Here is a 23,552-nt window from a genome sequence, read left to right as displayed (position 1 = left end):
TGATTTGCGCTCCGTGCCACCCATTCGTTGGGTTTTTTCCTTGATCGCGCGCTGGCAGTGCTCAAGGATGGCGCATTTTTACCATTTGGCAAGGCGCCAGCCGCTCTAGGACGCGGGTCGCGTTTTGTCGCACGCGGCCCGCCCCCGGGTTCACAGGGTGGACAGGAAGGCGCTGTTGCTGGCCTGCCACTGCACGATGTCCTGGCGAATGCGCTTCTTGTCCAGTTTGCCGACACTGGTCTTGGGAATTTCAGTAACAACGGCGATCTGGCTGGGAATCGCCCATTTGTTGATATGGCCTTGCTCGACGAACGGCTTGAGGTGGTCCTTCAGCGCTTTCGCATCGATCGCCATGCCCTCGCGCACCACCAGCAGGGCAAACGGGCGCTCGCCCCACTGCGGGTCGGCCACCCCCACCACCGCGACTTCACGCACGGCCGGGTGGCGGCTGACCAGGTCTTCCAGGTCGAGTGACGACACCCACTCGCCCCCAGTCTTGATCACATCCTTGATACGGTCGCGTATGTCGATGTAACCCATGTTGTCGAGGGTGGCGACGTCGCCGGTGTGCAGCCAGCCGCCCTGCCACAGCGCTTCGCTCTTTTCCGGCTCCTTGAAGTAACCCTGGGTCAGCCACGGTGCACGCAGCACCAGCTCGCCCTGGGTTTCGCCATCGGCGGGCAGGAAGTTGCCGTCGCCGTCGACAATGGCCGCCTCCACCAACGGCACCGGCACCCCGGCCTTGATACGGTAGGTGACGCGCTCATCCTCACTGCCGGCCTGCAACTCGTCGTTCAGGTGCGCGGCGGATATCAGCGGGCAGGTCTCGGACATGCCGTACGCTGCGGTCAGCTGGATGCCGCGGGCCAGTGCCGCCTGGTACAGCGTACGGTTCAGGGAGCTGCCGCCGATGATGACCTTCCAGCCGCCGAAGTCCTGGCCTTGGGCAGTCGGGCAGTTGAGCAGCATCTGCAGGATGGTCGGCACACAGTGGGAAAAGGTGACGTTCTCTTCACGCCACAGCCTGATCAGCATCTCGGGCTCGTAGCGACCGGGATACACCTGCTTCATGCCGAGCATGGTAGCGGCGTACGGAATGCCCCAGGCATGCACGTGGAACATCGGCGTGATCGGCATGTAGACGTCATCACTGCCCAGCAGGCGCACGCTGTCGATACTGCCGGTGACCGAAGCCTCGGCCAGGGTGTGCAGCACCAGCTGCCGATGGGTGAAGTAAACGCCCTTGGGGTTGCCGGTGGTGCCGGTGGTGTAGAACGTGGTCGCCACCGAGTTCTCGTCGAAGTCGGGGAAGTCGTAGCACGGGCTGGCGGCGGCAAGCAGTTGCTCGTACTCGCCCACCAGCCCGGGCAGGTCGGCGGCCTGGGCCGGGCCGTCGGTCAGCAGCACGGTTTTGTCGACAGTGGTCAACTGCCCGGCGATGGCCTGGTACAGGCCGACGAAGTCACTGTTGACCAGCACCACACGGTCTTCGGCGTGGTTCATGGTGTAGAGGATCTGCTCGGGTGACAGGCGCACGTTGATGGTATGCACCACGGCGCCGATCATCGGGATGGCAAACATGCATTCCAGGTAGCGGTGGCTGTCCCAGTCCATGACCGCCACGGTGTCACCGGCCTTCACACCGGCCTCGGTCAGCACGTTGGCCAGCCGGGCGATACGCTCGTTGAGCTGTGGATAAGTCAGCCGCATCTGGTCGCGGTAGACGATTTCGCGGGTCTTTTCGTAGCGGCTGCCAGACATCAGCAGGCGCTTGATCAGTAATGGATAGGCATAGGCGCCCTCGGCGGGCTTGATGATGCGGGTCTGCAACATGAGTATCCCTTTTCTTGGAAGCGGGCCGGACAAGTCTCTGGGGGGTTACTGTAGTTCGCCAATGTGACGGCCAAATCAGCCGAAGGAATGATTTGCCTGGCCAAGGTATGAGCCGCAAGGCGTTGACGGGCGGCGAGGTTGAGCTAGACACTGCGCCGGGAGCCCACCACAAACCCGCCCCTGCCCAGGAGATGTTCATGCCCAGCCCGCGTCGCGCCGTGTTTCTCGATCACCAGTCCCTGGACCTCGGCGACCTGGATCTGTCGCCCCTGCAGCGGCAATTCGACCAATTCGAGCTGTTCGCCGCCACCGCACCGGAACAGGTCGCCGAGCGCCTGCAGGGCGCGGTCGCAGTGGTAAGCAACAAGGTTGTGCTCGACGCGGCGGTGCTGGCCGCCAACCCACAACTGAAGCTGATTCTGGTGGCCGCCACCGGCACCAACAATGTCGACCTGGCCGCCGCCCGCGCCCAGGGCATCACGGTGTGCAACTGCCAGGGCTACGGCACGCCGTCTGTCGCCCAGCACACCCTGGCACTGCTGCTGGCGCTGGCCACGCGGCTGTGCGACTACCACCAGGCCGTGGCAGAGGGGCAATGGGCCAAGGCCAGCCAGTTCTGCCTGCTGGATTTCCCGATTGTCGAACTGCAGGGCAAAACCCTTGGCCTGCTTGGCCATGGTGAGCTGGGCGGCGCGGTGGCGCGGCTGGCCGAAGCGTTCGGGATGCGCGTACTGAGCGGGCTGATCCCCGGCCGCCCGCAGCGCGCCGACCGGCTGCCGCTGGACGTGTTGTTGCCGCAGGTGGACGCGCTGACCTTGCACTGCCCCTTGAACGAGCACACCCGGCACATGCTGGGGGCGCGCGAACTGGCCCTGCTCAAGCCCGGGGCGCTGGTGGTGAACACCGCGCGCGGCGGCCTGATCGATGAGCAAGCCCTGGCCGACGCGCTGCGAAGTGGCCACCTGGGCGGCGCAGCCACCGACGTATTGAGCGTGGAGCCACCGGTCAGCGGCAACCCGCTGCTCGAAGCCGGTATCCCGCGCCTGATCATCACCCCACACAGCGCCTGGGGCGCGGTGGAGTCGCGCCAGCGCATCGTCGGCCAGCTCAGCGAGAACGCCCAGGCCTTTTTCGCTGGGCAGCCGCGCCGCGTGGTCAGCTGAGCCGGGCGCCGGGCTCTGCTACACTGCGCCACTTTTTTCCAGGAGGCGTCGTTCATGGACCCGCGCAGTGAAGTATTGCTCCGCCAGGCGGAGCTGTTCCGGGGCCCGCTGCTGCTCGCCGGCGCCCCCGCCGACGGCTTGCTCGGGCAGTTGCCCGAGGCCCGTGCCTGGACGTGGCATGCCGGCGACCAGGCCACGCTCGAAGGCCGATTTGCGGGCCGCAGCCAGTATGGCGTAGAGCCCCCGGCGGGCGAGTTCGACAGCGCCGTGCTGTTCCTGCCCAAATCCCGCGAATTGGCCGCCTACCTGCTCAACGCCCTGGCTTCCCGCCTGGCGGGTCGCGCGCTGTACCTGGTCGGTGAAAAACGCGGTGGCATCGAGGGCGCGGCCAAGCAGTTGCAGGCGTTCGGCAAGCCGCGCAAGCTCGACAGCGCGCGGCATTGCCAGTTGTGGCAGGTGACGGTCGACCAGGCCCCGCTGGCGACACCGCTGCAGAGCCTGGCCCAGCGCTTCGAACTGGCCCTGGAAGACGGCCCGCTGCAAGTGGTCAGCCTGCCCGGTGTGTTCAGCCACGGCCGCCTGGACCGCGGCACTGCGCTGCTACTCAAGCACCTGGACAATCTGCCCAGCGGCCACATGCTGGACTTCGGTTGCGGTGCCGGGGTGCTGGGTGCCACGGTCAAGCGCCGTTACCCGCACAACCGGGTGACGTTGCTGGACGTGGATGCCTTCGCCGTGGCGGCCAGCCGTCTGACCCTGGCTGCAAACGGCCTGGAAGGTGAGGTGATCAGCGGTGATGGCATTGATGCAGCACCGCTCGACCTGAGCCTGATTCTTAGCAACCCGCCGTTCCATACCGGGGTGCACACCAATTACCAGGCCTCGGAAAACTTGTTGAGAAAATTGGCGGTTCATCTGCGTAAAGGTGGCGAAATGCGCTTGGTTGCCAATAGCTTCCTGCGCTACCAGCCGCTGATCGAAGGGGCGCTGGGCAACTGCCAGATACGCGACGAGGCGGAAGGCTTCCGTATCTACCAGGCCGTGCATGGCTGAAAACAGCGCTTGCCGAAAGCGTTTTGCCAAGGCAGAATCCGCTCCGTCCTAGGGGAGTAGTCTCCCGCGAGCCCACCGCTCGCCCGGTACGCGTCAACATACTTGGTCCTCAGACCATGGCGCGTGCGACCCCCATGCCCACGTGCATGGAGAGATCCGCGTAGACGGATCCGGGGTTTGACAAGACCTATGACACGCACACCTTACCCGGGGCGGGGAGGCTGTACGTGTCATAGCCGTGTCGACCCGCCCCCGTAGGAATCCTGATGCTGGAATCTCTGTTGGTCCCCACCGCCATCGTTGCGCTCGCCGAAATCGGCGACAAGACGCAGCTGCTCGCACTCATTCTCGCCGCACGCTTCCGCAAGCCATGGCCGATCATTGCCGGCATCATCGCCGCCACCCTGGCCAACCATGCCGCAGCCGGTGCCGTAGGGGCGTGGGTCGGTAGTTTCTTCAGCGATTCGGCCCTGCACTGGATCCTGGCCGCGAGCTTCACCGCCACGGCGCTCTGGACCCTGGTACCAGACAAGATGGACGATGACGAGAACCCGGCGCGCCGCTTCGGCCCATTCCTGACCACGCTGATTGCGTTCTTCCTCGCCGAAATCGGTGACAAGACCCAGGTCGCGACCGTCATGCTGGCAGCCCAATACCCGCACCTGATCATGGTCATTATCGGCACCACCCTGGGCATGCTGATTGCCAACGTACCCGTGGTGCTGGCGGGCAACTTTGCAGCCGACAAGCTGCCGCTGACACTGATCCGTCGCCTGGCGGCCGCGGCGTTCTTCGTGCTGGCGATCGTGGCCGTGTATTCGGCGATGAAGGCCAGTGGCTGGGTAGGGTAAGCGGAAAACACGGGGGCGCCGCGCGCCCCCACGCTTCAAGCGATCATGGTTTGGCCGCAGCCTGATACAGCGGCATCACCTTGGGAATGGCCGCCTGCAGCGATGCAATGCGGCTGGAAGATGCCGGGTGAGTGCTCATGAACTCGGGCGGGGCGCCTTCGGACGCCTTGCTCATCTTGTTCCACAAGGTGATCGCGGCGTTCGGGTCGTAGCCGGCACGGGCCGACAACTCCAGGCCGATCAGGTCTGCTTCGTTTTCGTTGGCCCGGCTGTTGGGCAGGGTCATGGCGTAGTTCACCACGGTGTCGGCCATGGCCATGCTGTTCTGGCCCAGGCCAAAGATGGCACCTGCCCCCTGGCGCGCCATTTCCACACCATAGGCCTTGGACATCGCCTCGCGGCTGTGTTCACGCAGGGCGTGGGCGATTTCGTGACCGACAACGGCGGCAATTTCCGCATCGGTGAGCTTGAGCTGATCGATCAGGCCGGTGTACACGATGATCTTGCCGCCAGGGCCGCAGTTGGCGTTCAGTTCGTCGCTCTTGATCACATTGACTTGCCAGTCCCACTGCGCGGCATCCGGGCGGAACTTGGGGGCCTGGGCAATCAGCCGGTTGGCGATTGCCTGCACCCGCTTGGCATCGGCACTGGACTTGTCGAGCACACCCTTGCTGGAGGCTTCACCGAGTGTCTGCTGGTACGACTGGGCGTACATCTGGTTGACTTCATCGGCGGAGAGCATGCTGAACATGTACTGCTGGCGCTCGACGCCGACAGCACCGCCACTGGTAGTATTAACCGCCTGGCAGCCGCCCAGCACGATGCCAGCACTCAACAGGCTGGCGACAAAAGACTTACGCATGAAAACACTCCCTTTTTTGCATGCGCCGTATCCTAGGCCGACTCGCCAGTAGCCGCTATAGCCGCAGGGAAGATTTTCATCACCAGCACCGGCCACCCCTCAAAGCGGGGTAAGACACTCCGGCGCATCCAGCTTCGGGTCATTGACGAAATTCGCCAAGGCCCTTTCGCGCAATGGCGCAGGCGGACTGGCCAGCAATTCGTGCAAGCGGGTAACCGGCGTATCCGGATCGAGCCAGGCAGCCTGGCCCGCCTCGTCGAGGATCAGCGGCCGGCGCTGGTTCATGGCCGCCTGGGTCACCACCGCGCAACTCAGCCACACCTGGTCCTGCACGGGGTAGGCTTCCCATATGGCCGCAAAGTACAGCGAGGCGCCCTCCCCCGGCGTCAGCCAATAAGGACGCTTGCGTACCGTGCCCCGCCACTCGTAAAAGCCGTTGGCCGGCATCAGGCAGCGGCGCTGGCGAAACGCCTCACGGAACATCGGTTGCTCGGCCAGGGTTTCGGCGCGGGCATGGGCGGGGGTGCGGGACAGGTCGGTGAGCCACGCCGGGGTCAGCCCCCAACGCGCCATGGCCAGCTGCTGCTGGCCGTCAAGCAGGCGCTGGATCAGCACCGACGCCCCAGGCGCGATATTCCATTGGGCCGGCTGGCCCGCGGGGAACCCCGGCAGACTGGCAAGGGCCTGGGGCCAGCGAAACAGGGCGTAACGTCCACACATGAGCGAATTCAGAACCTAGCAGATCAAGGTACCGGGGATACTCTCCGGTTCGTCGCCAACCAATGGCTGGGCTTCATTGTACGCATCGATCAGCTGCCGTGCGTACTCGGCCTGCTCATCGGCGACCGCAAGCCCTAGCAACCCTTGCATGGGCAGCTCGCCGACTGCACCGATCAGGTCACGGCCCACCACCTGCACCGCGATGCCTTCACTGGCGAGCATCCCGGCCAGCATTTCGGCTTCAAGCAGGTTTTCCGGTTCGTAGATCCGCCGCATCATTCGTTCTCGCCGTAGACATCCAGCATCCATTCCTCGCCATGCACCTGCAGCACGAAACGAATCGGCCTGCAGCACACCTGGCAGTCCTCGATGTACTCCTGATCGCCACCGGACAGGTCCACCGTAGTTTCGACCTCTTCGCCGCAATAAGGGCAATCGTAGAACGCAGTTTCGAGCATCGCGGCCTCCGGGGTGACTTATGCGTATAATTGTCGGTCTGTTTACGGGGCCCGTGTGCGTCCGAGCCGTTTTTCGGAGCCTGCCCCTGTTTATTACCCTAGCCGTTTCCAACAAGAGAGCATGATGGGCGAATTCGATGCCATCCGACCCTACGACGACGCTGAGGTACCTGCGGTTCTGGCCCGCCTGCTCAGCGACCCGGCATTCCTCGATATCCTCACCCACTTCCGCTTCCCGCGCGCAGCCGGGGCTTTCGGCTGGCTGCTCAAACCGCTGATCGCCCGCCGCCTGCGCAAGGAATTCGCCGGTGTGACCTGCGTTTCCACCCTGCAGGACAAGGTCGAGTACTACGTTGACCAGACCATCGACCGCGCCACCGACGGCGTCACCTATTCCGGTGTGGAGCAGCTGAAGGCTGGTACGGCCTACCTGTTCCTGGCCAACCACCGCGACATCGTGATGGACCCGGCCTTCGTCAACTACGCGGTGTACCACGCCGGCCTGCCCACGCCGCGCATCGCCATTGGCGACAACCTGCTGCAAAAGCCGTTCGTCAGCGACATGATGCGCCTGAACAAGAGCTTCATCGTGCACCGTTCGATCAGCGGGCGCCGTGAAAAGCTGGCGGCCTATCAACTGCTCTCGGCCTACATCAACCACTCGATCCGCAACGACGCCACCTCGATCTGGATCGCCCAGGCCGAGGGCCGCGCCAAGGACGGTGACGACCGCACCGACTCGGCGATCCTCAAGATGTTCCACATGAGCCGCAAGGACGAGGCGTTTGGCGCCGTCATCCAGAGCCTGAACCTGACGCCGGTGTCGATCAGCTACGAGTACGACCCGTGCGACCAGGCCAAAGCCCGCGAGCTGTATATCCGCGCCACCACTGGCAGCTACCAGAAGGCCCCAGGTGAGGACGACAACAGCATCGCCAAGGGGATTACCGGCTACAAGGGCCGGGTGCACATCAACTTCGCGCCACCGGTGACCGAGTACTACGAGGATACCAAGCAGCTGGCCGCGGAGATCGACCGCCAGATCCTGGCTGGCTACCGGTTGTTCCCGGTGCATTACCTGGCCTACGCAATGTGGGAGGGTAAGGACGAAGCCCTGCAGGTACCTGGCGCCGAACAGGTGTTCCCGGCCGACGAACTGGCCAAGGCCAAGGAAGAATGGCAAAGTCGGCTGGCGGCGTGCCCTGAAGAGCAGCGGCCGTACTTGGTGTTGCAGTATGCGACACCGGTGCGCAACCAATACCAGGTCAGGCAGCAGACGCCGGTTGCCTGACCGATTGCGGGGCTGCCTTGCAGGCCCGCAATCTCAAACCCAGGTGCTGAACCAGGACAGCAGCAGCGCCATGGCCAGGCAAGCGAAGCCCAGAATGTAGAAGTACTTGGGCACCCGCAGGTCGAAGGCATCCACTACCCCCTCCTCAAGCGCCAGGCTCTCGCGGGTTTCGGCCGCGCGCCGCCGGGCGCTTTGCAGCAGCAACCCGCCCGGGCAGGTCAGCAGCAGCGCCAGCACATTGATCAACTTGGTGGGATGGGCGGCCAGAAAACCCCAAAGCACTTGCAAGGACATCACGCAACCTCGGTGTAAGCGACGGCAAAGGCCCGCATTCTACGCAAATCGCCCTCCGCTGCCCGGCATTGGCGACAAACTGTCATTTAATTTCATCTGTCATCGGCTCGTCATCTGGGCAGGCCACCCTGTCGACCTTCCCATGAGCCGGAGCTACTTCATGCTGCACGCCGAAAACCAGGACCGCCTTTACCTCGTTGCCCAAAGCGAGGAGCAACAGGCGCTGATCGATGGTTTTGCCATCAATGTGCAAGACCGCCAGTGGCTGGTCTACTGCGCGCTGGGCGGGCATGTGCATGAAGACCTGCCGGAGGTGGATGCAGGCACTGGCTTCAGCCTGCTGGATTTCCACATAGAGGCGGCGTGAACCGCCGCCGGCCAACCCACCCGCAAGCGCTGGCGAAGCACAAAAAAACCCGCTGCCTGACGACCAGGCAGCGGGTTTTCAGCAGCGCGAGGGCTTACTGGGCCAAGATCTGGCCAATGCTCGGGTCTTTGAACATGCGGGTCAGCGCATCGCTCAGAACGTCGCCTACCAACTGGGTGTTGGTGTCCTGGTTCGGTGCCATGCCGAAGCGCTGGTCGAGCGACGCACCGTAACGGCCGCTGTAGCTGCGGCCGCCATTCTTCACGTCGGCACGGAAGGTGGCACCGATCGTGGCTTCGGTCACGTACAGGTTGTCTTTGGGCGACTGGTACTTCAGCTCGGCCAGGGTCACGGTCAACTGCGGCGCGTTGTAAGCGTTGGCCGTAGGCGTGAAGCCGAGCAGGCGCACAGCCGCTTCAGCCTGGGCCTGCAGCTTGGGCACCACGTCGTTGCCACTGACGCTGATGGTGCTGGTTTCAGGGTACATGCCACCACGGGTACCCAGCGACTGCGATGGGCGACCGTCAACCACCCGGACCACAACCGGCTGGCCATGACCGACCGGCGCGAGTTGGGCCTTGAGCGTGGGTTGCGGGTTGAGTTGTTGCGGGCTGTGGGCACAACCGACCAGGCTGAGGCTGGCCACGGCAAGCAAACCGAACAACAGACGTTGCAACATGCGCGTTTCTCCAGAAAATGCGGCTAAGGCGCACAGTATACCCAGCCCCGCATCGGCCAGTCATCGGTCCCAGCCCGCTTGTGACAATGCTTTCATGCACTGCCCGGGCCTGTACTTTGCGCCTGTGCAAGCCGGCATTGGCAGCCGCGCATGCGCCTGGCCTGACAAACGCTGCAATAAAAACCACGAATGGCGACATTTCTGCCCGCGACATCGTTATAATCTCCCCCCGATTATAAGGACGTCTCCTGATCGGGCCCCGCACTCGCCGATTGACCCCGGCAACTTCAACGCTTCGCCCACAGAGAGCCTTCCACTCAGGTCTTGCATCGGCTGTCGTGCCTGCTTTTCCGGCCCTTCACGCTGCATGAACCTGCGGGTTGCCATCGCGCAGTCCCTTTTTGAGGTTCACGTCTCCAAAAGAGCGTGAAAAAACGGTTTTCACAACTTCACAAGAGTGTGGCGAGCAAATGAACAGTCTGGCATGTGTAAAAGCGGCAGATGTGTCCCGAACAGCCCTGAACAGGCGGCAAATGCGCTCATCCTGCATGAGTGCCTGACCCGCTCCATAACGCACGCACGACACCTTGACCATAAGTCGAATTGCCGCAGCCCTGGCAAACGGCGTTCAATACCTGAACCCGAAGACTGGTTGGCGGTGTCCGCGGAAGTTGCAAGAACTGCGAAAAGCCGGACATGGCGACCCTGGCAACCCCAGGTCCTATGCTGTCAATTAGGTAGCTGTAGATTGTGGAGACGCGTTAAATGGCGCAGAACGAATCGGTTGATGTGGTACTGGTAGGCGCGGGCATCATGAGTGCCACCCTGGCCGTACTGCTCAAGGAGCTAGACCCGACCCTGAAGCTTGAGGTCGTCGAGGCGATGGACTCCGGAGCCGCGGAAAGCTCCAACCCCTGGAACAACGCAGGCACCGGCCACGCCGGCCTGTGCGAGCTGAACTACACGCCGCAGGCCGCCGATGGCAGCATCGACATCAAGAAGGCCGTGCACATCAACACCCAGTTCGAGGTTTCGCGCCAGTTCTGGGCCTACCTGAGCAAGAAGGACAACTTCGGCTCGGCGCGTGCGTTCATCAACCCTGTCCCGCACCTGAGCTACGTCGAGGGTGACAAGGGTGTTGCCTTCCTCAAGAAGCGCTTCGAGCTGCTCAAGCAGCACCATGCGTTCTCCGAGATGGAGTACACCGAAGACAAGGCCGTGATGAACGACTGGATGCCGCTGATGATGCCTGGCCGCCCTGCCGACCAGCACATCGCCGCGACCCGCGTGGCCAAAGGGACCGACGTCAACTTCGGCGCCCTGACCCTGAAGCTGCTGAAGCTGCTGGGTGACGCGCCGGACGCGCAGGTCAAATACAGCAAGAAGGTCGTCGGCCTGCGCCGTAACGGCAGCGGCTGGACCGTCAGCATCAAGGACGTCAACAGCGGCGGCAGCCGTGAAGTGGACGCCCGCTTCGTGTTCCTGGGCGCCGGCGGCGCGGCCCTGCCGCTGCTGCAGATGTCCGGCATCCCGGAGAGCAAAGGTTTTGGTGGCTTCCCGGTCAGCGGCCAGTGGCTGCGCTGCGACAACCCGGAAATCGTCAAGCAGCACCAGGCCAAGGTTTACAGCCAGGCCGCCGTAGGTGCGCCACCGATGTCGGTACCGCACCTGGACACCCGGGTTGTAGACGGCAAGACTTCGCTGCTGTTCGGCCCTTATGCCGGCTTTACCACCAAGTTCCTGAAGCACGGCTCGCTGATGGACCTGCCGCTGTCGGTGCGCATGGGCAATATCGGCCCGATGCTGGCCGTGGCCCGCGACAACATGGACCTGACCAAATACCTGGTCAGCGAAGTGATGCAGTCGATGGAACAGCGCCTTGAAGCCCTGCGCCGCTTCTACCCGCAGGCCAAGGCCGAAGACTGGCGCCTGGAAGTCGCAGGCCAGCGCGTGCAAATCATCAAGAAAGACCCGAAGAAAGGCGGCGTGCTGCAATTCGGCACCGAGCTGGTCTCGGCGCAGGACGGCAGCCTGGCTGCACTGCTCGGCGCCTCGCCAGGTGCCTCGGTGACCGTTTCGATCATGCTGGAACTGATCGAGCGTTGCTTCCCTGAGCAAGCCAAAGGGGCCTGGGCTGACAAACTCAAGGAAATCTTCCCCGCACGCGAGAAGACCCTGGCGACCGATGCTGCCCTGTACCGCGAGATCAGTGCAGATAACGACGCGGCACTGGACCTGGTGGAAAGCAGCCCGGCAGCCAAGCATTACGCCTGACTGGCCCGGTAACGAAAAAACGCCCTTCGGGGTAATGCCTGTCAATTAAGTGTTACTGGGGCTGCTTTGCAGCCCTTCGCGGGCACGCCCGCTCCCACACGTTTGGCGCTGAATGCAAGAAATGCGCAATCCTTTGTGGGAGCGGGCGTGCCCGCGAAGGGTCGCAAAGCGGCCCCAAATTACTTAACTGACTGGCATTACCCTTCGAGGCGTTTTTTTCTGCCTGCGTGTCGGTCAGCTTGCGCCGCGAAGAGGCGGAACAGGCTAACGATCAAGCACGGGCCTGGGCGATGATCTCGATGTACTCCTGCGCATTGCGCTGGTCGGCGATCTGCTCGACGAAGGTTTTGCCGTGTTCGTCCTTGCCATCCAGGTCCAGGCCGGCCTCGACGAAGAACCCGACAAAACGCTGGAAGTCGTCCACACGCAGGCCGCGGTAGGCTTTCACCAGTTTGTGCAGCGAGGGTGAGGTGACGCCATCGGCCGGCTCGAACTGAAGGAACGACTTGATGTAGTCGTCGCTGATTTCGTCACCGATTACCTGTTTCTTGTCTTTACGCATTGCCGGCTCCATCTGGACCATCACGGAATTTCGAAGGCCGGCAGTTTACCCCCCGCAGGCCGCAGGCCTCAACGCGTACGTACGGTGCCTGTGTGCAGGTCGGCCCAGATATGGCCGTTGCCATAGGTGAGGAACTGCACATACAGCGTTTCGTTGCGCAGCAGGTCCATGATCACCCGGTAGTCACTGAGGGGGTAATTCAGACTCAAGGTGCGGGTCTTGTCGTCGTACACCGGTTTCTTGAGGCTCTTGGCGGCCTCACCGTCAAATGTCAGCAGCACCTGGGCAATGGTCGCCCCCTTGCTCAGCGGCTTGCCCTTCAGGCGCACTTGCAGCGACGAGGTGATCGGGATCGGCTGCTGGTCGGACTGCCGCTGGGCACCGACTACCACCGAGTAGTCGGTCACTTGCAGCAACTGCTGGCTGGTGGGTGCTTCCTGACGCAGGGCCATGTCGTCCGGGGGCAGGAACTGGCTGTGCAGCGGTGCAGCGGCCAGCGGCAGGCTGATGGCCACCAGAAGGGGGAGAAACGCACGCATGTGAGGCTCCTTGTATGAAGCCGCACTCTAGCACGTGGACGTTTTTACAGGCCCTTGACGGCGAAGATGCCGTTGGCGTTGCGCCAGTAGCCTTTGTAGTCCATGCCATAGCCGAAGATGTAGCGGTCAATGCACGGCAGGCCCACGTAGTTGGCCTTCAGGTCCGGGCTGGCTTTGCGGTCGTGGTCCTTGTCGATCAGCACGGCGGTGTACACCGAGCGCGCGCCGGCGTGCTTGCAGAACTCGATGATGGCGCTGAGGGTATGGCCTTCATCGAGGATGTCGTCAACGATCAGCACGTCGCGGTCGATGAACGACACTTCGGGCTTGGCCTTCCAGAACAGCTCGCCGCCACTGGTCTGGTTGCGGTAGCGCGTGGCGTGCAGGTAGGAAGCTTCCAGCGGGAACTGCAGGTGGGTCAGCAGTTTGCCGGAGAAAATCAGGCCACCGTTCATCACGCAGAACACCACAGGGTTCTTGTCGTGCAGGTCCTTGCAGATCTGCTCGCCAACGTTGGCGATGGCCGCTTCGACCTCGGCTTCGGTGTACAGGCAGTCAGCTTCACGCATGACTTGACGGATATGCTCGAGATCGGCGGACATGGCGCGCTCCGGGGGATTTTGGAAAAGCGGGCAAAGGTACGCATCCGCTCGTCACAGATCAAGCGTTTATGGACTAACGTGCAGAATGATCAGACGACAGCGCAGGCTGAATAGATTAATCTAGCGCGGTTTTTTTGCCCGCCTTTCGGAGCCCCCCCTATGCCCACTCGTGAGATCCGCCACCCGCTGATCCGCCACAAGCTCGGCCTGATGCGCCGTGCCGATATCAGCACCAAGAATTTTCGCGAACTCGCCCAGGAAGTCGGCGCTCTTCTGACTTATGAAGCCACCCAGGACCTGCCGCTCGAAACCTACGAGATCGACGGCTGGTGTGGCAAGGTCTCGGTAGAGAAAATCGCCGACAAGAAGATCACCGTAGTGCCGATCCTGCGTGCCGGCATCGGCATGCTCGACGGCGTACTCAGCCTGATCCCGGGTGCCAAGGTGAGCGCGGTCGGTGTTGCCCGCAACGAAGAAACCCTCGAAGCCCACACCTACCTGGAAAAGCTCGCCCCGGACATCAACCAGCGCCTGGCATTGATCATCGACCCCATGCTGGCAACCGGCGGCTCGATGGTTGCCACCATCGACCTGCTGAAGAAGGCTGGCTGCAAAGAGATTCGCGCCATGGTCCTGGTCGCGGCACCAGAAGGCATCGACGTGGTGGAGAAAGCTCACCCCGATGTACAGATCTACACCGCTTCGATCGACCAGCGCCTGAACGAGCACGGCTATATCGTGCCGGGCCTCGGCGATGCCGGTGACAAGATCTTCGGCACCAAGCAAAAGGACGCCTGATCATGCAGGACGGCTTCAACGACCCGCTCTGGCGCCAGGTCGTTTCGGGCGCGCAGATGCTCTTCGTGGCATTCGGTGCGCTGGTACTGATGCCACTGATCACCGGCCTGGACCCGAACGTCGCGCTGTTCACCGCAGGTATCGGTACCTTGCTGTTCCAGTTGGTCACCGGCCGTCAGGTCCCGGTGTTCCTGGCCTCGAGCTTCGCCTTCATCACCCCGATCATTCTCGCCAAGGGCCAGTTCGGCCTGGCCGAGACCATGGGCGGCGTGATGGCCGCAGGTTTCGTGTATACCTTCATGGGCCTGATGGTGAAAGTCAAAGGCACCGGTTTCATCGACCGCATGCTGCCGCCCGTGGTGATCGGGCCGGTGATCATCTCCATCGGCCTGGCCATGGCGCCGATTGCCGCCAACATGGCGATGGACAAGGCTGGCGACGGCAGCGTGCTGCTGCCGTACAAGACAGCCATGCTGATCTCCATGCCGGCGCTGCTGACCACACTGATCGTGGCTGTGTTCGGCAAAGGCATCTTCCGCCTGGTGCCGATCATCGCCGGCGTGCTGGTGGGTTTTGCCCTGTCGTTTGCCTTTGGCGTGGTCGACACGGCCAGAATCGCCGCTGCACCCTGGCTGGAAATGCCCAATTTCACGGCGCCAGCGTTCAACTGGCAGGCCATTCTGTTCATCGTTCCGGTAGCCCTGGCACCTGCGATCGAGCACATTGGCGGGGTAATCGCGGTTGGCAGCGTAACCGGCCGTGACTACCTGAAGAAGCCCGGCCTGCACCGCACCCTGCTGGGTGACGGCCTGGCCACTACCGCCGCCGGCCTGTTTGGCGGCCCGCCGAACACCACCTACGCCGAAGTGACCGGTGCGGTGATGCTGACCAAGAACTACAACCCCAAGATCATGACCTGGGCGGCGGTATTCGCCATTACCCTGGCGTTCATCGGCAAGTTCGGCGCGCTGCTGCAGAGTATTCCGGTGCCGGTGATGGGCGGCATCCTGTGCCTGCTGTTCGGCTCGATCGCCGCGGTAGGCTTGAACACCATGATCCGCCACAAGGTCGACCTGGCCGAAGCGCGCAACCTGGTGATCGTGTCGGTGACCCTGGTGTTCGGTATTGGCGGGGTACTGATCGGCAGCGGTGATGGCCCGGATGATTGGGGCCTGAAGGGGATTGCCCTGTGTGCCATCGTGGCGATTGCCCTGAACCTGATCTTGCCTGGCAATGACGGCTGGAAGCACAAGAAGCTCGAGGATCAGCAGCCTTGAGCCACCTTTGACCTGAGCGCCCACAGGGCAGCAAAACACCCTGTGGGAGCGGGTTCACCCGCGAAAAGGCCGGTTCACTCAGGCCTTTTCACACATGTCCGCCAACACCCCCACCCACTGCGGGTGGTCGTTCAAACACGGCACCAGCACCAGCTCCCGCCCGCCGGCCTCGACAAACTGCTCACTGCCGCGCATGCCGATTTCTTCCAGCGTTTCGATGCAGTCGGCCACGAATGCCGGGCACATCACCAGCAACTTCTTGACCCCCGCCTTGGCCAGCTCGTCCAGGCGTGTTTCGGTATACGGCTCGATCCACTTGTCACGCCCCAGCCGCGACTGGAAACTCACCGACCACTTGCCGTCGGGTATACCCAACTGCGCCGCAAACGCTTTGGCGGTGGCCAGGCACTGACCCCGGTAACACACCGCGCGCACCTCGGCGCTGGCGTCTTTGCAGCAGTCGGCTGCACGCAGATCATGCTTGCCGGGCGTGCCGCGCGGGTACAGCTTTTTCAGGTGCCGCTCCGGCAGCCCATGAAAACTCAGCAACAGGTGGTCGTAATCCTGCGCCAGGTAAGGTTCGGCGCTGGCCGCCAGTGCCTGGATATAGGCGGGGTGCTCGTAGAACGGCTGCAGCACCCGCATTTGCAACGGCAACTGGCGCTCTTGGATGGTCTGTTTCGCCAACTCCACGACCGTGGTCACCGTACTGTCCGCGAACTGTGGATACAACGGCGCCAGGGTAACCCTGCGCACGCCCTGCGCTGCCAGACGCGCCAACACATCCTCCAGCGCCGGCTGGCCGTAACGCATGGCTATTTCAACCGGCCCATGCGGCCAGTGCTCGACCATGGCGGCCTGCAGGCGGCGGGTCAGCACCACCAACGGCGAGCCCTCCTCCCACCAGATGGACGCGTAGGCATGGGCCGACTGCTCCGGTCGCTTGATCAGGATCAACGACACCAGCAGCCGCCGCAGCGGCCACGGCAGGTCCACCACGTACGGGTCCATCAGAAACTGGTTGAGGTAGCGGCGTACATCGGCCACCGAAGTGGAGGCCGGGGAACCCAGGTTGACCAGCAGCAGGGCGTGATCAGTCATGCAGCGTCCTATGTCAGAGGCGGCTGGACAGGTCGTCCAGGGCCGATTGCAGATCATTGAAACGGAAGGCGAAGCCCGCCTCCAGCAAACGTACCGGGCGCGCACGCTGGCCGCCCAACAGCAAAGTCGACAGCTCGCCCAAGCCGGCCTTGAGCAGCAGTGCCGGCACCGGCAATAGCGCCGGGCGATGCAGCGCACGGCCCAGCCGCCTGGCGAACTCGCGGTTGCGCACGGGCGTCGGAGCGCAGGCATTATAAGGACCGCTGGCGTCCTTATGCTGCAAGAGAAAATCAATCAGGGCGACCTGGTCGTCTATATGGATCCACGGCATCCACTGCCGACCATTGCCCAACGGCCCGCCCAGCCCCAGCTTGAAGGGGATACGCAAACGCGACAAAAAGCCGCCATCGCTGGCCAGCACCAGCCCGGTACGCACCAGGACCACACGAATGCCCTGGGCCTGCGAGCGCTGGGCTGTTTCTTCCCAGGCAATACACAACTGGCTGGCGAAATCTTCCCGCACCGGGGGCGAGGTCTCGGTCAGCTCGCGCTCACCACCGTCACCGTACCAGCCCACCGCTGACCCGGATATCAACACCTCAGGGCGCTGTTCGCGGCTACCTAGCCACGCCAGCAACTGCTCGGTCAGGGCGATGCGGCTAGCCCACAGCAGGTTGCGCCGGGCGGCCGTCCAGGGCCGGTCGGCAATCGGTGCCCCCGCCAGGTTGACCACTGCATCGAGCTGATCGTCTGCTTCCAGTTGCTCAAGCCGGGCGATGCCCCGCACCCCGGCGCCGCAGAGCTTCGCCACCTCCTGCGGCCGCCGGCTCCACACTGTCAGCCGGTGGCCCTGGCTGAGCCAGTACTGGCACAGGTGCTTGCCAATCAACCCGGTACCGCCTGTCAGCAATATATGCATGCCTGTGTCCTCGCAGATTGCAGCGGTGGTCTATTTTTAACATCAAGGCACTTTTTTGACCCGACGCTCTCGGATAAACATAGGCCAACCTGTGCGGCAAAGCGGAATTACCTTATACAATATTTTTGCTTTGTACAGGTTTTCCTGACAGCGTAGTCTGCTCATAGCAAGGTTTGAAGAGGCCATCATGACAGTACCTATTGCCATCATTGGTGCCGGTATCGCCGGCTTGTCTGCCGCCCAGGCTTTGCAGAAGGCCGGGCAGTCGGTGCATTTGTTCGATAAAGGCAAGGGCAGCGGCGGGCGCATGGCCAGCAAGCTCAGCGAGGCCGGCGCGCTCGACCTTGGCGCGCAGTATTTCACTGCCCGCGACCGGCGCTTTGTCGAACAGGTCCAGCAATGGGTGGCCGCAGGCTGGGCTGAACAGTGGAAACCCCAGCTGTACAACTACCGCGACGGCAGCCTCAGCCCCTCCCCCGACGAGCAGACACGCTGGGTAGGCGTGCCGCGCATGAGCGCGATCACCCGCGGCCTGCTCAAAGATGTGACGGTGAATTTCGAGTGCCGCATTGCCGAGGTGTTTCGCGGCAAGCAGTACTGGCACCTGCAGGATACCGACGGCTGCAGCCACGGGCCCTACAGCCGGGTAGTGATCGCCGTGCCGGCGCCCCAGGCGACACCGCTGCTGGCCGCCACGCCCAAGTTGGCCGCCGTGGCCGCCGGCGTGCAGATGGAACCCACGTGGGCCGTGGCCCTGGCATTCCCAGCCCCGCTGGAAACGCCGATGCAAGGCTGCTTCGTGCAGGACAGTGCCCTTGATTGGCTGGCACGCAACCGCAGCAAGCCTGGCCGCGCCGAACAGCCCGATACCTGGATATTGCACGCCACGGCAGATTGGAGCCGGCAACATATCGACCTGCCCAAAGAAGCAGTGATCGAGCAACTGTACGGCGAATTCGCCGAACTGGTTGGCTGCGTGGTGCCCGCGCCCGCTTTCTCTGTGGCCCACCGTTGGCTGTATGCCCGCCCCAGCAGCAATCATGAGTGGGGTGCCCTGGCGGACGCCGATCAGGGGTTGTATGCATGCGGTGACTGGTGCTTGTCGGGGCGTGTCGAAGGCGCCTGGCTTAGCGGCCAGGAAGCAGCACGGCGACTGCTCGAACATTTGGACTGATTTCACCTTATACAAAAAAACTGGTTTGCATAACTTCCGCACTGTGCTGGAATAAACCTGTACAAGTTTTTACATACGTACAGGTTTTCGGAGGCAGTCATGCAAAACCCGCCCACCCCTAGCAAGCCGCGCATTGCCATCAGCGCCTGCCTCACCGGGCACAGCGTGCGCTACAACGGCGGCCACAAGGCCTCCGACCTGTGTCGCAAGCAACTGGAAGAACACTTCGAATGGTTACCTGTGTGCCCAGAGGTGGCCATCGGTCTAGGCGTACCACGCGATCCGATCCGCCTGGTTGGCGACCCTGACAAGCCCGAAGTGGTTGGCACTCGCAACCCTGGCATGGACCTGACCGGGCCGCTACGCAGCTATGGCGAGCAGATGGCCGCTGAGTTGCAAGACATCTGCGGCTACATCTTCATGCAGAAATCGCCGTCTTGCGGGTTGGAGCGGGTCAAGGTGTATCAGCCAAATGGTCACCCTGCGGTGCAGAGTGGTCGCGGCGCCTTCGCCCAGGCATTCTGCGCGTTACGCCCCGACCTGCCGGTGGAAGAGGAAGGCCGGTTGCATGACCCGGTACTGCGGGAGAATTTCATCAGCCGTGTGTATGCCTACGCCGACTGGCAACGCCTGCTGGCCGACGGTCTCAGCCGGGGTGCCTTGGTGAGCTTCCACTCGCGCTACAAGTACCTGTTGATGGCCAACAACCCTCAGGCGTACCGCACCCTGGGGCGCCTGCTCGGAGGCATGAGCAAGGACGATGACCCGCAACAGGTCGGCCAGCAGTATTTCAGCCAGCTGATGCAGGCGTTGCGCCGCTGTGCCAGCCGCGGCACCCATTGCAACGTGCTGCAGCACCTCAGCGGCTATTTCAAGGACGCCCTTACACAGCAGGACAAAGCCGAGCTGCAGACGCTCATCGGCCAGTACCAGCAGGGTGTAGTGCCGCTGGTGGTGCCACTGACCCTGCTCAAACACCACTTGCGCAAGCACCCGGACCCGTACCTGCTTCAGCAAGCCTACCTGCAACCCCACCCTGAAAGCCTAGGTTTACGCAATGCGGTCTGAAGTGCTGTTGCCAATCGGTGAGCTGGCCCGCCGCACCGGCGTGAACCCGGTCACCTTGCGCGCCTGGGAGCGTCGTTACGGCCTGCTCAAACCGCAACGAACGGCGAAGGGTCACCGTTTGTACCCACAAAATCAGGTGGAACGGGTCGAAACGATCCTGGCGTGGTTGCAGCGTGGCGCCTCTGTTGGCCAAGTGCGCGAGTTGCTCGACAAGCCGACCAGCACCGCGCCCAAAGGCGACTGGCAAGCCCGTCAGTTCGAGCTGGTCGAAGCCATCGCCAGCCTGTCGCAACGCAACCTGGACCAGCAGCTCAACCAGGCCATGGCGCTATATCCGGCTCTGACCCTGTGCGAGCAATTGCTGCTGCCCTTGCTCGACCTGCTCGACCTGCGCTGGGGCAACTACTTCAACGCGCGGCTGGAGCAGGTTTTCTTCTATGGCTGGCTGCGCAGCAAGCTGGGCGCCCGCGTTTACCACGACAACCAGTTGCTGCACGGCCCCGCCGTGCTGTTGGCCGAGGACAGCGAGCGGGCCTTCAGCCCTGGGCTGTGGCTGTGCGCCTGGTTGTTCACCAGCAATGGCATCCCCGTTGAGGTGCTTGAACAGCCTGTCAGCGCGGCGCAACTGCAAAGCGCAGTCAGCATCTTCCAACCCCGCGCCATGCTGCTGCACCTGGGCCCGCGCATAGACGACAAGGCGTTGCTGCGTGCCCTGCAGGGGGTGCCGGGGCCGAAGTTACTCGGTGGCAGCATGGTTACGCTGCATGAAACCCGCCTGAAAGACAGCGAATTGCCTGACCTTTTCCTGTTCGATACCCCGCAAGCGGCCTTGCGCCTGCTTCAAGCCCATGACCGCCAGCCCGTAGAGATGAGTGACCCATGCACCTGACCTGGCTGCGTAGTGACCTGCGCATCGATGACAACACCGCACTGAGCGCTGCAACCGAGCGCGGGCCGACCATCGCCTTGTGGCTGGTCAGCCCCGGGCAATGGCGTGCGCACGACGATGCCGACTGCAAAGTCGATTTCTGGCTACGCAACGTGCGCGACCTGCGCCAAGCGCTGGAAAAGCTGAACATCCCGCTGCTGATCCGCAAGATCGACACCTGGGACCAGGCGCCCCAGGCCGTGCTCGATATTTGCCATCAGCACCAGGTGCAAAGCGTGCACTGGAACGAGGAATACGGCATCAACGAGCAGCGCCGTGACGCTGCTACGCGCGAACTGCTGGACAAAGCGTGCGTCCAGGCGCACAGCTATCTTGACCAACTGCTGTTTCGCCCAGGTACCATCCTGACCCGCAGTGGCGATTACTTTCAGGTATTCAGCCAGTTCAAGAAAACCTGCCTTGAACACCTGCACCGCAGCCTACCTGCGCTGGCGCAGCGAGTAAAACGCCAGGCTGCGCTGAATATCGACAGTGACCCGATCCCGCAACACATCGACGGCTTCGAAAAAACCACGCCCACCTTGCGTGAGCATTGGCCGGCGGGTGAGGCCCACGCGCAGCAGCGCCTGTCGCAGTTTCTGGACGAAACCATCGACGACTACCATAAAACCCGGGACCTGCCGGCCATGCCAGGGACCAGCCAGCTTTCGCCATACCTGGCCGCCGGGGTGATTTCACCCCGCCAGTGCTTGCATGGGGCCCTGGCGGCTAACAAGGGCGAGTTCGACAGCGGTAGCACGGGTGTGCAGACCTGGGTCAACGAGCTACTGTGGCGCGAGTTCTACAAGCATATCCTTACCGGCTACCCACAGGTATCGCGGCACCGCGCCTTCCGTAGCCATACCGAAGCCCTGCCCTGGCGCGATGCGCCGGACGATCTCGAGGCTTGGGAGCAGGGCCGTACCGGCTTCCCGATCATCGACGCGGCCATGCGCCAGCTGCTGCACACGGGCTGGATGCACAATCGGCTGCGCATGATCGTCGCCATGTTCCTCAGCAAAAACCTGTTGATCGACTGGCGCAAGGGCGAGCGGCACTTCATGCGCCACCTCATTGACGGTGACCTGGCCGCCAACAATGGCGGCTGGCAGTGGAGCGCCTCCACCGGCACCGATTCGGTGCCCTATTTCCGTATTTTCAACCCGGTCTCACAATCCCAGCGTTTCGACCCTGAGGGGCGTTTCATTCGCCACTGGCTGCCGGAGCTTCGCGACATTGATGAAAAAACAATTCATGGTCCGATGAAATCTACGGATCTTTTCGCTAGTAATTCGTATCACAATCCAATAGTTGATCTGGGCAGTAGTCGCCAACGTGCATTGGAGGCCTTCAAAGGCCTGCCGCGGTAACATCAGAGGGCAGAACGTCTTGAATAACTCACGCAGTTTTTGGGTTACAGGCGCAAGCAATGGACTTGGCTTGGCGTTGTTGCAAGGGCTGCTCGAACAAGGCCATCGGGTGGCCGCGAGTGGCAAGGATGCGGCTGTTTTCGAAGCGCTGGGCGAACGCTATGGCCAGCAATTCATGCAAGTGCCCTGGCAGTTGCACGACGCACAGCAAGCCGCTGACGCTTGTCAGTTGATCGCCCGTCACTGGCAATCACTGGACGGCTTGATCATCAACGCCGGTACCAGCGATTATCTACCGGGCGATGTGGCTGACAGCGAATTGATCGAGGCCATCGTCACCAGCAACCAGCTGGCGGGCAAACACTGCCTGACAGCGGTGACGCCCTTGCTGGCCAAGGGTGATTCACCCCAGGTGATGGCTGTTTTCAACCGTTATTCGGCCCTGCAGTTGTACGCGCCAAGCCAGGTAACCGCCGGTTGGAACCAGCTGCCGCAGTGGGTACGTGAGCAGCGTGATGCGCTCAAGGCGGTGGGGATATCGCTGACCGTGGTAGGACCGCAGTCGCTGAAAACGCCAGTTACGCCTGCGCAGGCCTTTCCGGAGCAGTGGACACCGCAAAGCGCCGCACAGGAGTTGTTGCGGCGCTGGCCCGCGGCCGAGCCCGAGTTGGTGCTGGAGACGCTTGACCTCAGTGGGCTATGGCCGCTGCCGCAGAGGTGACGGCCAAGCTCCCCGCCAAGCGCGAACCTGGGTCGCGCTTGGCGGTTGATGATTGACCCGATCGGGTCAGAGCGCCATGCGGTAATGCAAGCTGTAGCTTTCGACCCCGTCGTTGGGTTCTTTGATGCCGGCGTTCGAGTAGTGGATCGCACGCACACCAATTTCATGCCCACCGGCGAAGCGCAGGCCGAAGCCGATGCGGTCTTCGAACTGGAACGACGAACCCAGTTCGTTGCTTTCCAGCTCGGTGCTGGAGAAAGCTGCCACGCCGATGCCCGCCTCGATATAGGGCTTGACCGACTGGCCGGCAAACTCGTACACGAACACGGGTGCGAACGACAGGCTGTGGTTGCTAGCCGTGTCGTCGCCGTCCCAATAGGTGTAGGCGCCGTCCCAATAGCCGGTCACGCGGCCGACACTGGTCTGCCACCAGCTGGCATCCCAGTTCGACTGCAGCCCCAGCCGATAGACCATCGTCGAGTCGCCGGTCTGCCCCACCGAAACCGATACATCAGCAGCCTGCGCCGATATTGCCTGCCCCATGGTGAAAACGGCAGCCGCCGCCAAGCCCAGCAGTTTCTTCATGAGAAACATCCTTCATCCTAGTGCTGTTTTAGTGTCGCCTCATCTCAGGCAAGGGATAGAAAG

General features: G+C 62.7%; 26 protein-coding genes and 1 riboswitch. Of the genes, 13 read left to right on the top strand and 13 right to left on the bottom strand.

Annotated elements, in window-relative coordinates; genetic code table 11:
* Positions 1–150: 150 nt before the first annotated feature.
* On the bottom strand, positions 151–1,833 hold the full coding sequence (locus GEV39_RS03670; protein ID WP_173887593.1) for a fatty acid--CoA ligase: 1,683 nt from the start codon (positions 1,831–1,833) through the stop codon (positions 151–153).
* A 197-nt stretch (positions 1,834–2,030) separates the two neighbouring features.
* Here GEV39_RS03670 and GEV39_RS03665 point away from each other — a divergent pair, with 197 nt between their 5' ends.
* The 3 genes from GEV39_RS03665 (at position 2,031) to GEV39_RS03655 (ending at position 4,900) form a co-directional block, all read left to right on the top strand.
* Positions 2,031–2,996: a 2-hydroxyacid dehydrogenase gene (locus GEV39_RS03665; protein ID WP_173887592.1), complete on the top strand. Its 966-nt coding sequence runs from the start codon at positions 2,031–2,033 to the stop codon at positions 2,994–2,996.
* A gap of 54 nt (positions 2,997–3,050) precedes the next feature.
* A complete protein-coding gene (locus GEV39_RS03660) occupies positions 3,051–4,049 on the top strand; it encodes a methyltransferase (RefSeq protein ID WP_173887591.1) in 999 nt (332 codons plus the stop codon).
* Between the two features lie 38 nt (positions 4,050–4,087).
* A riboswitch (yybP-ykoY riboswitch) is annotated at positions 4,088–4,228 on the top strand.
* A gap of 87 nt (positions 4,229–4,315) precedes the next feature.
* A complete protein-coding gene (locus GEV39_RS03655; protein ID WP_009682938.1) occupies positions 4,316–4,900 on the top strand; it encodes a TMEM165/GDT1 family protein in 585 nt (194 codons plus the stop codon).
* A gap of 43 nt (positions 4,901–4,943) precedes the next feature.
* On the opposite strand, the gene GEV39_RS03650 is transcribed toward GEV39_RS03655, so the two are convergent.
* The 4 genes from GEV39_RS03650 to GEV39_RS03635 all read right to left on the bottom strand — a co-directional run bounded on the left by GEV39_RS03650 (position 4,944) and on the right by GEV39_RS03635 (position 6,940).
* On the bottom strand, positions 4,944–5,762 hold the full coding sequence (locus GEV39_RS03650; RefSeq protein ID WP_173887590.1) for a M48 family metallopeptidase: 819 nt from the start codon (positions 5,760–5,762) through the stop codon (positions 4,944–4,946).
* A 99-nt stretch (positions 5,763–5,861) separates the two neighbouring features.
* Entirely contained in the window at positions 5,862–6,482 is a 621-nt protein-coding gene (locus tag GEV39_RS03645; RefSeq protein WP_173887589.1) for an SOS response-associated peptidase, read from the bottom strand.
* A 15-nt stretch (positions 6,483–6,497) separates the two neighbouring features.
* The gene (locus tag GEV39_RS03640) at positions 6,498–6,758 is read right to left on the bottom strand and encodes a putative signal transducing protein (RefSeq protein WP_029887158.1); all 261 of its coding nucleotides are present in this window, start codon (positions 6,756–6,758) and stop codon (positions 6,498–6,500) included.
* A complete protein-coding gene (locus tag GEV39_RS03635) occupies positions 6,758–6,940 on the bottom strand; it encodes a CPXCG motif-containing cysteine-rich protein (protein WP_009682943.1) in 183 nt (60 codons plus the stop codon). Before GEV39_RS03635 ends, GEV39_RS03640 begins: the two co-directional genes overlap by 1 nt.
* A 124-nt stretch (positions 6,941–7,064) precedes the next feature.
* Between GEV39_RS03635 and GEV39_RS03630 the strand changes: the two genes are divergently transcribed.
* On the top strand, positions 7,065–8,231 hold the full coding sequence (locus tag GEV39_RS03630) for a 1-acyl-sn-glycerol-3-phosphate acyltransferase (RefSeq protein WP_173887588.1): 1,167 nt from the start codon (positions 7,065–7,067) through the stop codon (positions 8,229–8,231).
* Between the two features lie 33 nt (positions 8,232–8,264).
* Here the strand turns inward: GEV39_RS03630 and GEV39_RS03625 are convergent, their stop codons facing one another.
* Positions 8,265–8,525 carry a hypothetical protein gene (locus GEV39_RS03625; RefSeq protein ID WP_054903934.1) on the bottom strand — a complete coding sequence of 87 codons (261 nt, stop codon included), beginning with the start codon at positions 8,523–8,525 and terminating at the stop codon, positions 8,265–8,267.
* Positions 8,526–8,685: 160 nt separating this feature from the next.
* Between GEV39_RS03625 and GEV39_RS03620 the strand changes: the two genes are divergently transcribed.
* Positions 8,686–8,892 (top strand): hypothetical protein, encoded by a 207-nt coding sequence (locus GEV39_RS03620; RefSeq protein WP_173887587.1) that lies wholly within the window; start codon positions 8,686–8,688, stop codon positions 8,890–8,892.
* Positions 8,893–8,986: 94 nt separating this feature from the next.
* Here GEV39_RS03620 and GEV39_RS03615 read toward each other — a convergent pair whose 3' ends face one another.
* Positions 8,987–9,571, bottom strand: a complete 585-nt coding sequence (locus tag GEV39_RS03615) for a YajG family lipoprotein (protein WP_029886852.1) — start codon at positions 9,569–9,571, stop codon at positions 8,987–8,989.
* A 765-nt stretch (positions 9,572–10,336) separates the two neighbouring features.
* On the opposite strand from GEV39_RS03615, the gene mqo reads away from it, so the two are divergent.
* Positions 10,337–11,845 (top strand): malate dehydrogenase (quinone), encoded by a 1,509-nt coding sequence (mqo, locus tag GEV39_RS03610; RefSeq protein ID WP_173887586.1) that lies wholly within the window; start codon positions 10,337–10,339, stop codon positions 11,843–11,845.
* A 271-nt stretch (positions 11,846–12,116) separates the two neighbouring features.
* Here the strand turns inward: mqo and GEV39_RS03605 are convergent, their stop codons facing one another.
* The 3 genes from GEV39_RS03605 to GEV39_RS03595 all read right to left on the bottom strand — a co-directional run bounded on the left by GEV39_RS03605 (position 12,117) and on the right by GEV39_RS03595 (position 13,548).
* The gene (locus tag GEV39_RS03605) at positions 12,117–12,407 is read right to left on the bottom strand and encodes a PA4642 family protein (protein WP_173887585.1); all 291 of its coding nucleotides are present in this window, start codon (positions 12,405–12,407) and stop codon (positions 12,117–12,119) included.
* A 68-nt stretch (positions 12,408–12,475) separates the two neighbouring features.
* Complete coding sequence (locus tag GEV39_RS03600; RefSeq protein ID WP_173887584.1) at positions 12,476–12,946, bottom strand: hypothetical protein; 471 nt, start codon at positions 12,944–12,946, stop codon at positions 12,476–12,478.
* Positions 12,947–12,990: 44 nt separating this feature from the next.
* Positions 12,991–13,548 carry a hypoxanthine-guanine phosphoribosyltransferase gene (locus tag GEV39_RS03595; protein ID WP_173887583.1) on the bottom strand — a complete coding sequence of 186 codons (558 nt, stop codon included), beginning with the start codon at positions 13,546–13,548 and terminating at the stop codon, positions 12,991–12,993.
* Positions 13,549–13,707: 159 nt separating this feature from the next.
* On the opposite strand from GEV39_RS03595, the gene upp reads away from it, so the two are divergent.
* Together upp and GEV39_RS03585 are read left to right on the top strand one after the other, a co-directional pair.
* A complete protein-coding gene (upp, locus tag GEV39_RS03590) occupies positions 13,708–14,346 on the top strand; it encodes a uracil phosphoribosyltransferase (RefSeq protein WP_173887582.1) in 639 nt (212 codons plus the stop codon).
* A 2-nt stretch (positions 14,347–14,348) separates the two neighbouring features.
* Entirely contained in the window at positions 14,349–15,623 is a 1,275-nt protein-coding gene (locus GEV39_RS03585; RefSeq protein ID WP_173887581.1) for a uracil-xanthine permease family protein, read from the top strand.
* Positions 15,624–15,701: 78 nt separating this feature from the next.
* On the opposite strand, the gene hemH is transcribed toward GEV39_RS03585, so the two are convergent.
* Together hemH and GEV39_RS03575 are read right to left on the bottom strand one after the other, a co-directional pair.
* Positions 15,702–16,724, bottom strand: coding sequence for a ferrochelatase (gene hemH / locus GEV39_RS03580; RefSeq protein WP_173887580.1), 1,023 nt, complete (start codon positions 16,722–16,724; stop codon positions 15,702–15,704).
* A gap of 13 nt (positions 16,725–16,737) precedes the next feature.
* Positions 16,738–17,643: a TIGR01777 family oxidoreductase gene (locus tag GEV39_RS03575; protein ID WP_173887579.1), complete on the bottom strand. Its 906-nt coding sequence runs from the start codon at positions 17,641–17,643 to the stop codon at positions 16,738–16,740.
* 187 nt (positions 17,644–17,830) lie between these two features.
* On the opposite strand from GEV39_RS03575, the gene GEV39_RS03570 reads away from it, so the two are divergent.
* The 5 genes from GEV39_RS03570 to GEV39_RS03550 all read left to right on the top strand — a co-directional run bounded on the left by GEV39_RS03570 (position 17,831) and on the right by GEV39_RS03550 (position 22,904).
* Positions 17,831–18,817, top strand: a complete 987-nt coding sequence (locus GEV39_RS03570; RefSeq protein ID WP_173887578.1) for an NAD(P)/FAD-dependent oxidoreductase — start codon at positions 17,831–17,833, stop codon at positions 18,815–18,817.
* 99 nt (positions 18,818–18,916) lie between these two features.
* A complete protein-coding gene (locus GEV39_RS03565) occupies positions 18,917–19,885 on the top strand; it encodes a YbgA family protein (RefSeq protein WP_173887577.1) in 969 nt (322 codons plus the stop codon).
* Positions 19,875–20,774, top strand: a complete 900-nt coding sequence (locus GEV39_RS03560; protein WP_173887576.1) for a MerR family transcriptional regulator — start codon at positions 19,875–19,877, stop codon at positions 20,772–20,774. Before GEV39_RS03565 ends, GEV39_RS03560 begins: the two co-directional genes overlap by 11 nt.
* Entirely contained in the window at positions 20,765–22,183 is a 1,419-nt protein-coding gene (phrB, locus tag GEV39_RS03555) for a deoxyribodipyrimidine photo-lyase (RefSeq protein WP_173887575.1), read from the top strand. The genes GEV39_RS03560 and phrB overlap by 10 nt, the downstream gene beginning before the upstream one ends.
* Before the next feature lie 19 nt (positions 22,184–22,202).
* On the top strand, positions 22,203–22,904 hold the full coding sequence (locus tag GEV39_RS03550) for an SDR family NAD(P)-dependent oxidoreductase (protein WP_173887574.1): 702 nt from the start codon (positions 22,203–22,205) through the stop codon (positions 22,902–22,904).
* A gap of 66 nt (positions 22,905–22,970) precedes the next feature.
* Here GEV39_RS03550 and GEV39_RS03545 read toward each other — a convergent pair whose 3' ends face one another.
* Complete coding sequence (locus GEV39_RS03545; RefSeq protein WP_173887573.1) at positions 22,971–23,489, bottom strand: acyloxyacyl hydrolase; 519 nt, start codon at positions 23,487–23,489, stop codon at positions 22,971–22,973.
* Between the last annotated feature and the right edge of the window lie 63 nt (positions 23,490–23,552).

The sequence above is a fragment of the Pseudomonas sp. NY5710 genome, from assembly GCF_013305665.1.
In the GTDB taxonomy this organism is placed as follows: domain Bacteria; phylum Pseudomonadota; class Gammaproteobacteria; order Pseudomonadales; family Pseudomonadaceae; genus Aquipseudomonas; species Aquipseudomonas juntendi.
This window is presented reverse-complemented; position numbering and strand designations above follow the sequence as displayed.

Bases quoted from the DNA above. Each gene is read 5' to 3' on its own strand.
- GEV39_RS03670 (WP_173887593.1), bottom strand. From the start codon at position 1,833: ATGTTGCAGACCCGCATCATCAAGCCCGCCGAGGGCGCCTATGCCTAT.
- GEV39_RS03665 (WP_173887592.1), top strand. From the start codon at position 2,031: ATGCCCAGCCCGCGTCGCGCCGTGTTTCTCGATCACCAGTCCCTGGAC.
- GEV39_RS03660 (WP_173887591.1), top strand. From the start codon at position 3,051: ATGGACCCGCGCAGTGAAGTATTGCTCCGCCAGGCGGAGCTGTTCCGG.
- GEV39_RS03655 (WP_009682938.1), top strand. From the start codon at position 4,316: ATGCTGGAATCTCTGTTGGTCCCCACCGCCATCGTTGCGCTCGCCGAA.
- GEV39_RS03650 (WP_173887590.1), bottom strand. From the start codon at position 5,762: ATGCGTAAGTCTTTTGTCGCCAGCCTGTTGAGTGCTGGCATCGTGCTG.
- GEV39_RS03645 (WP_173887589.1), bottom strand. From the start codon at position 6,482: ATGTGTGGACGTTACGCCCTGTTTCGCTGGCCCCAGGCCCTTGCCAGT.
- GEV39_RS03640 (WP_029887158.1), bottom strand. From the start codon at position 6,758: ATGCGGCGGATCTACGAACCGGAAAACCTGCTTGAAGCCGAAATGCTG.
- GEV39_RS03635 (WP_009682943.1), bottom strand. From the start codon at position 6,940: ATGCTCGAAACTGCGTTCTACGATTGCCCTTATTGCGGCGAAGAGGTC.
- GEV39_RS03630 (WP_173887588.1), top strand. From the start codon at position 7,065: ATGGGCGAATTCGATGCCATCCGACCCTACGACGACGCTGAGGTACCT.
- GEV39_RS03625 (WP_054903934.1), bottom strand. From the start codon at position 8,525: ATGTCCTTGCAAGTGCTTTGGGGTTTTCTGGCCGCCCATCCCACCAAG.
- GEV39_RS03620 (WP_173887587.1), top strand. From the start codon at position 8,686: ATGCTGCACGCCGAAAACCAGGACCGCCTTTACCTCGTTGCCCAAAGC.
- GEV39_RS03615 (WP_029886852.1), bottom strand. From the start codon at position 9,571: ATGTTGCAACGTCTGTTGTTCGGTTTGCTTGCCGTGGCCAGCCTCAGC.
- mqo (WP_173887586.1), top strand. From the start codon at position 10,337: ATGGCGCAGAACGAATCGGTTGATGTGGTACTGGTAGGCGCGGGCATC.
- GEV39_RS03605 (WP_173887585.1), bottom strand. From the start codon at position 12,407: ATGCGTAAAGACAAGAAACAGGTAATCGGTGACGAAATCAGCGACGAC.
- GEV39_RS03600 (WP_173887584.1), bottom strand. From the start codon at position 12,946: ATGCGTGCGTTTCTCCCCCTTCTGGTGGCCATCAGCCTGCCGCTGGCC.
- GEV39_RS03595 (WP_173887583.1), bottom strand. From the start codon at position 13,548: ATGTCCGCCGATCTCGAGCATATCCGTCAAGTCATGCGTGAAGCTGAC.
- upp (WP_173887582.1), top strand. From the start codon at position 13,708: ATGCCCACTCGTGAGATCCGCCACCCGCTGATCCGCCACAAGCTCGGC.
- GEV39_RS03585 (WP_173887581.1), top strand. From the start codon at position 14,349: ATGCAGGACGGCTTCAACGACCCGCTCTGGCGCCAGGTCGTTTCGGGC.
- hemH (WP_173887580.1), bottom strand. From the start codon at position 16,724: ATGACTGATCACGCCCTGCTGCTGGTCAACCTGGGTTCCCCGGCCTCC.
- GEV39_RS03575 (WP_173887579.1), bottom strand. From the start codon at position 17,643: ATGCATATATTGCTGACAGGCGGTACCGGGTTGATTGGCAAGCACCTG.
- GEV39_RS03570 (WP_173887578.1), top strand. From the start codon at position 17,831: ATGACAGTACCTATTGCCATCATTGGTGCCGGTATCGCCGGCTTGTCT.
- GEV39_RS03565 (WP_173887577.1), top strand. From the start codon at position 18,917: ATGCAAAACCCGCCCACCCCTAGCAAGCCGCGCATTGCCATCAGCGCC.
- GEV39_RS03560 (WP_173887576.1), top strand. From the start codon at position 19,875: ATGCGGTCTGAAGTGCTGTTGCCAATCGGTGAGCTGGCCCGCCGCACC.
- phrB (WP_173887575.1), top strand. From the start codon at position 20,765: ATGCACCTGACCTGGCTGCGTAGTGACCTGCGCATCGATGACAACACC.
- GEV39_RS03545 (WP_173887573.1), bottom strand. From the start codon at position 23,489: ATGAAGAAACTGCTGGGCTTGGCGGCGGCTGCCGTTTTCACCATGGGG.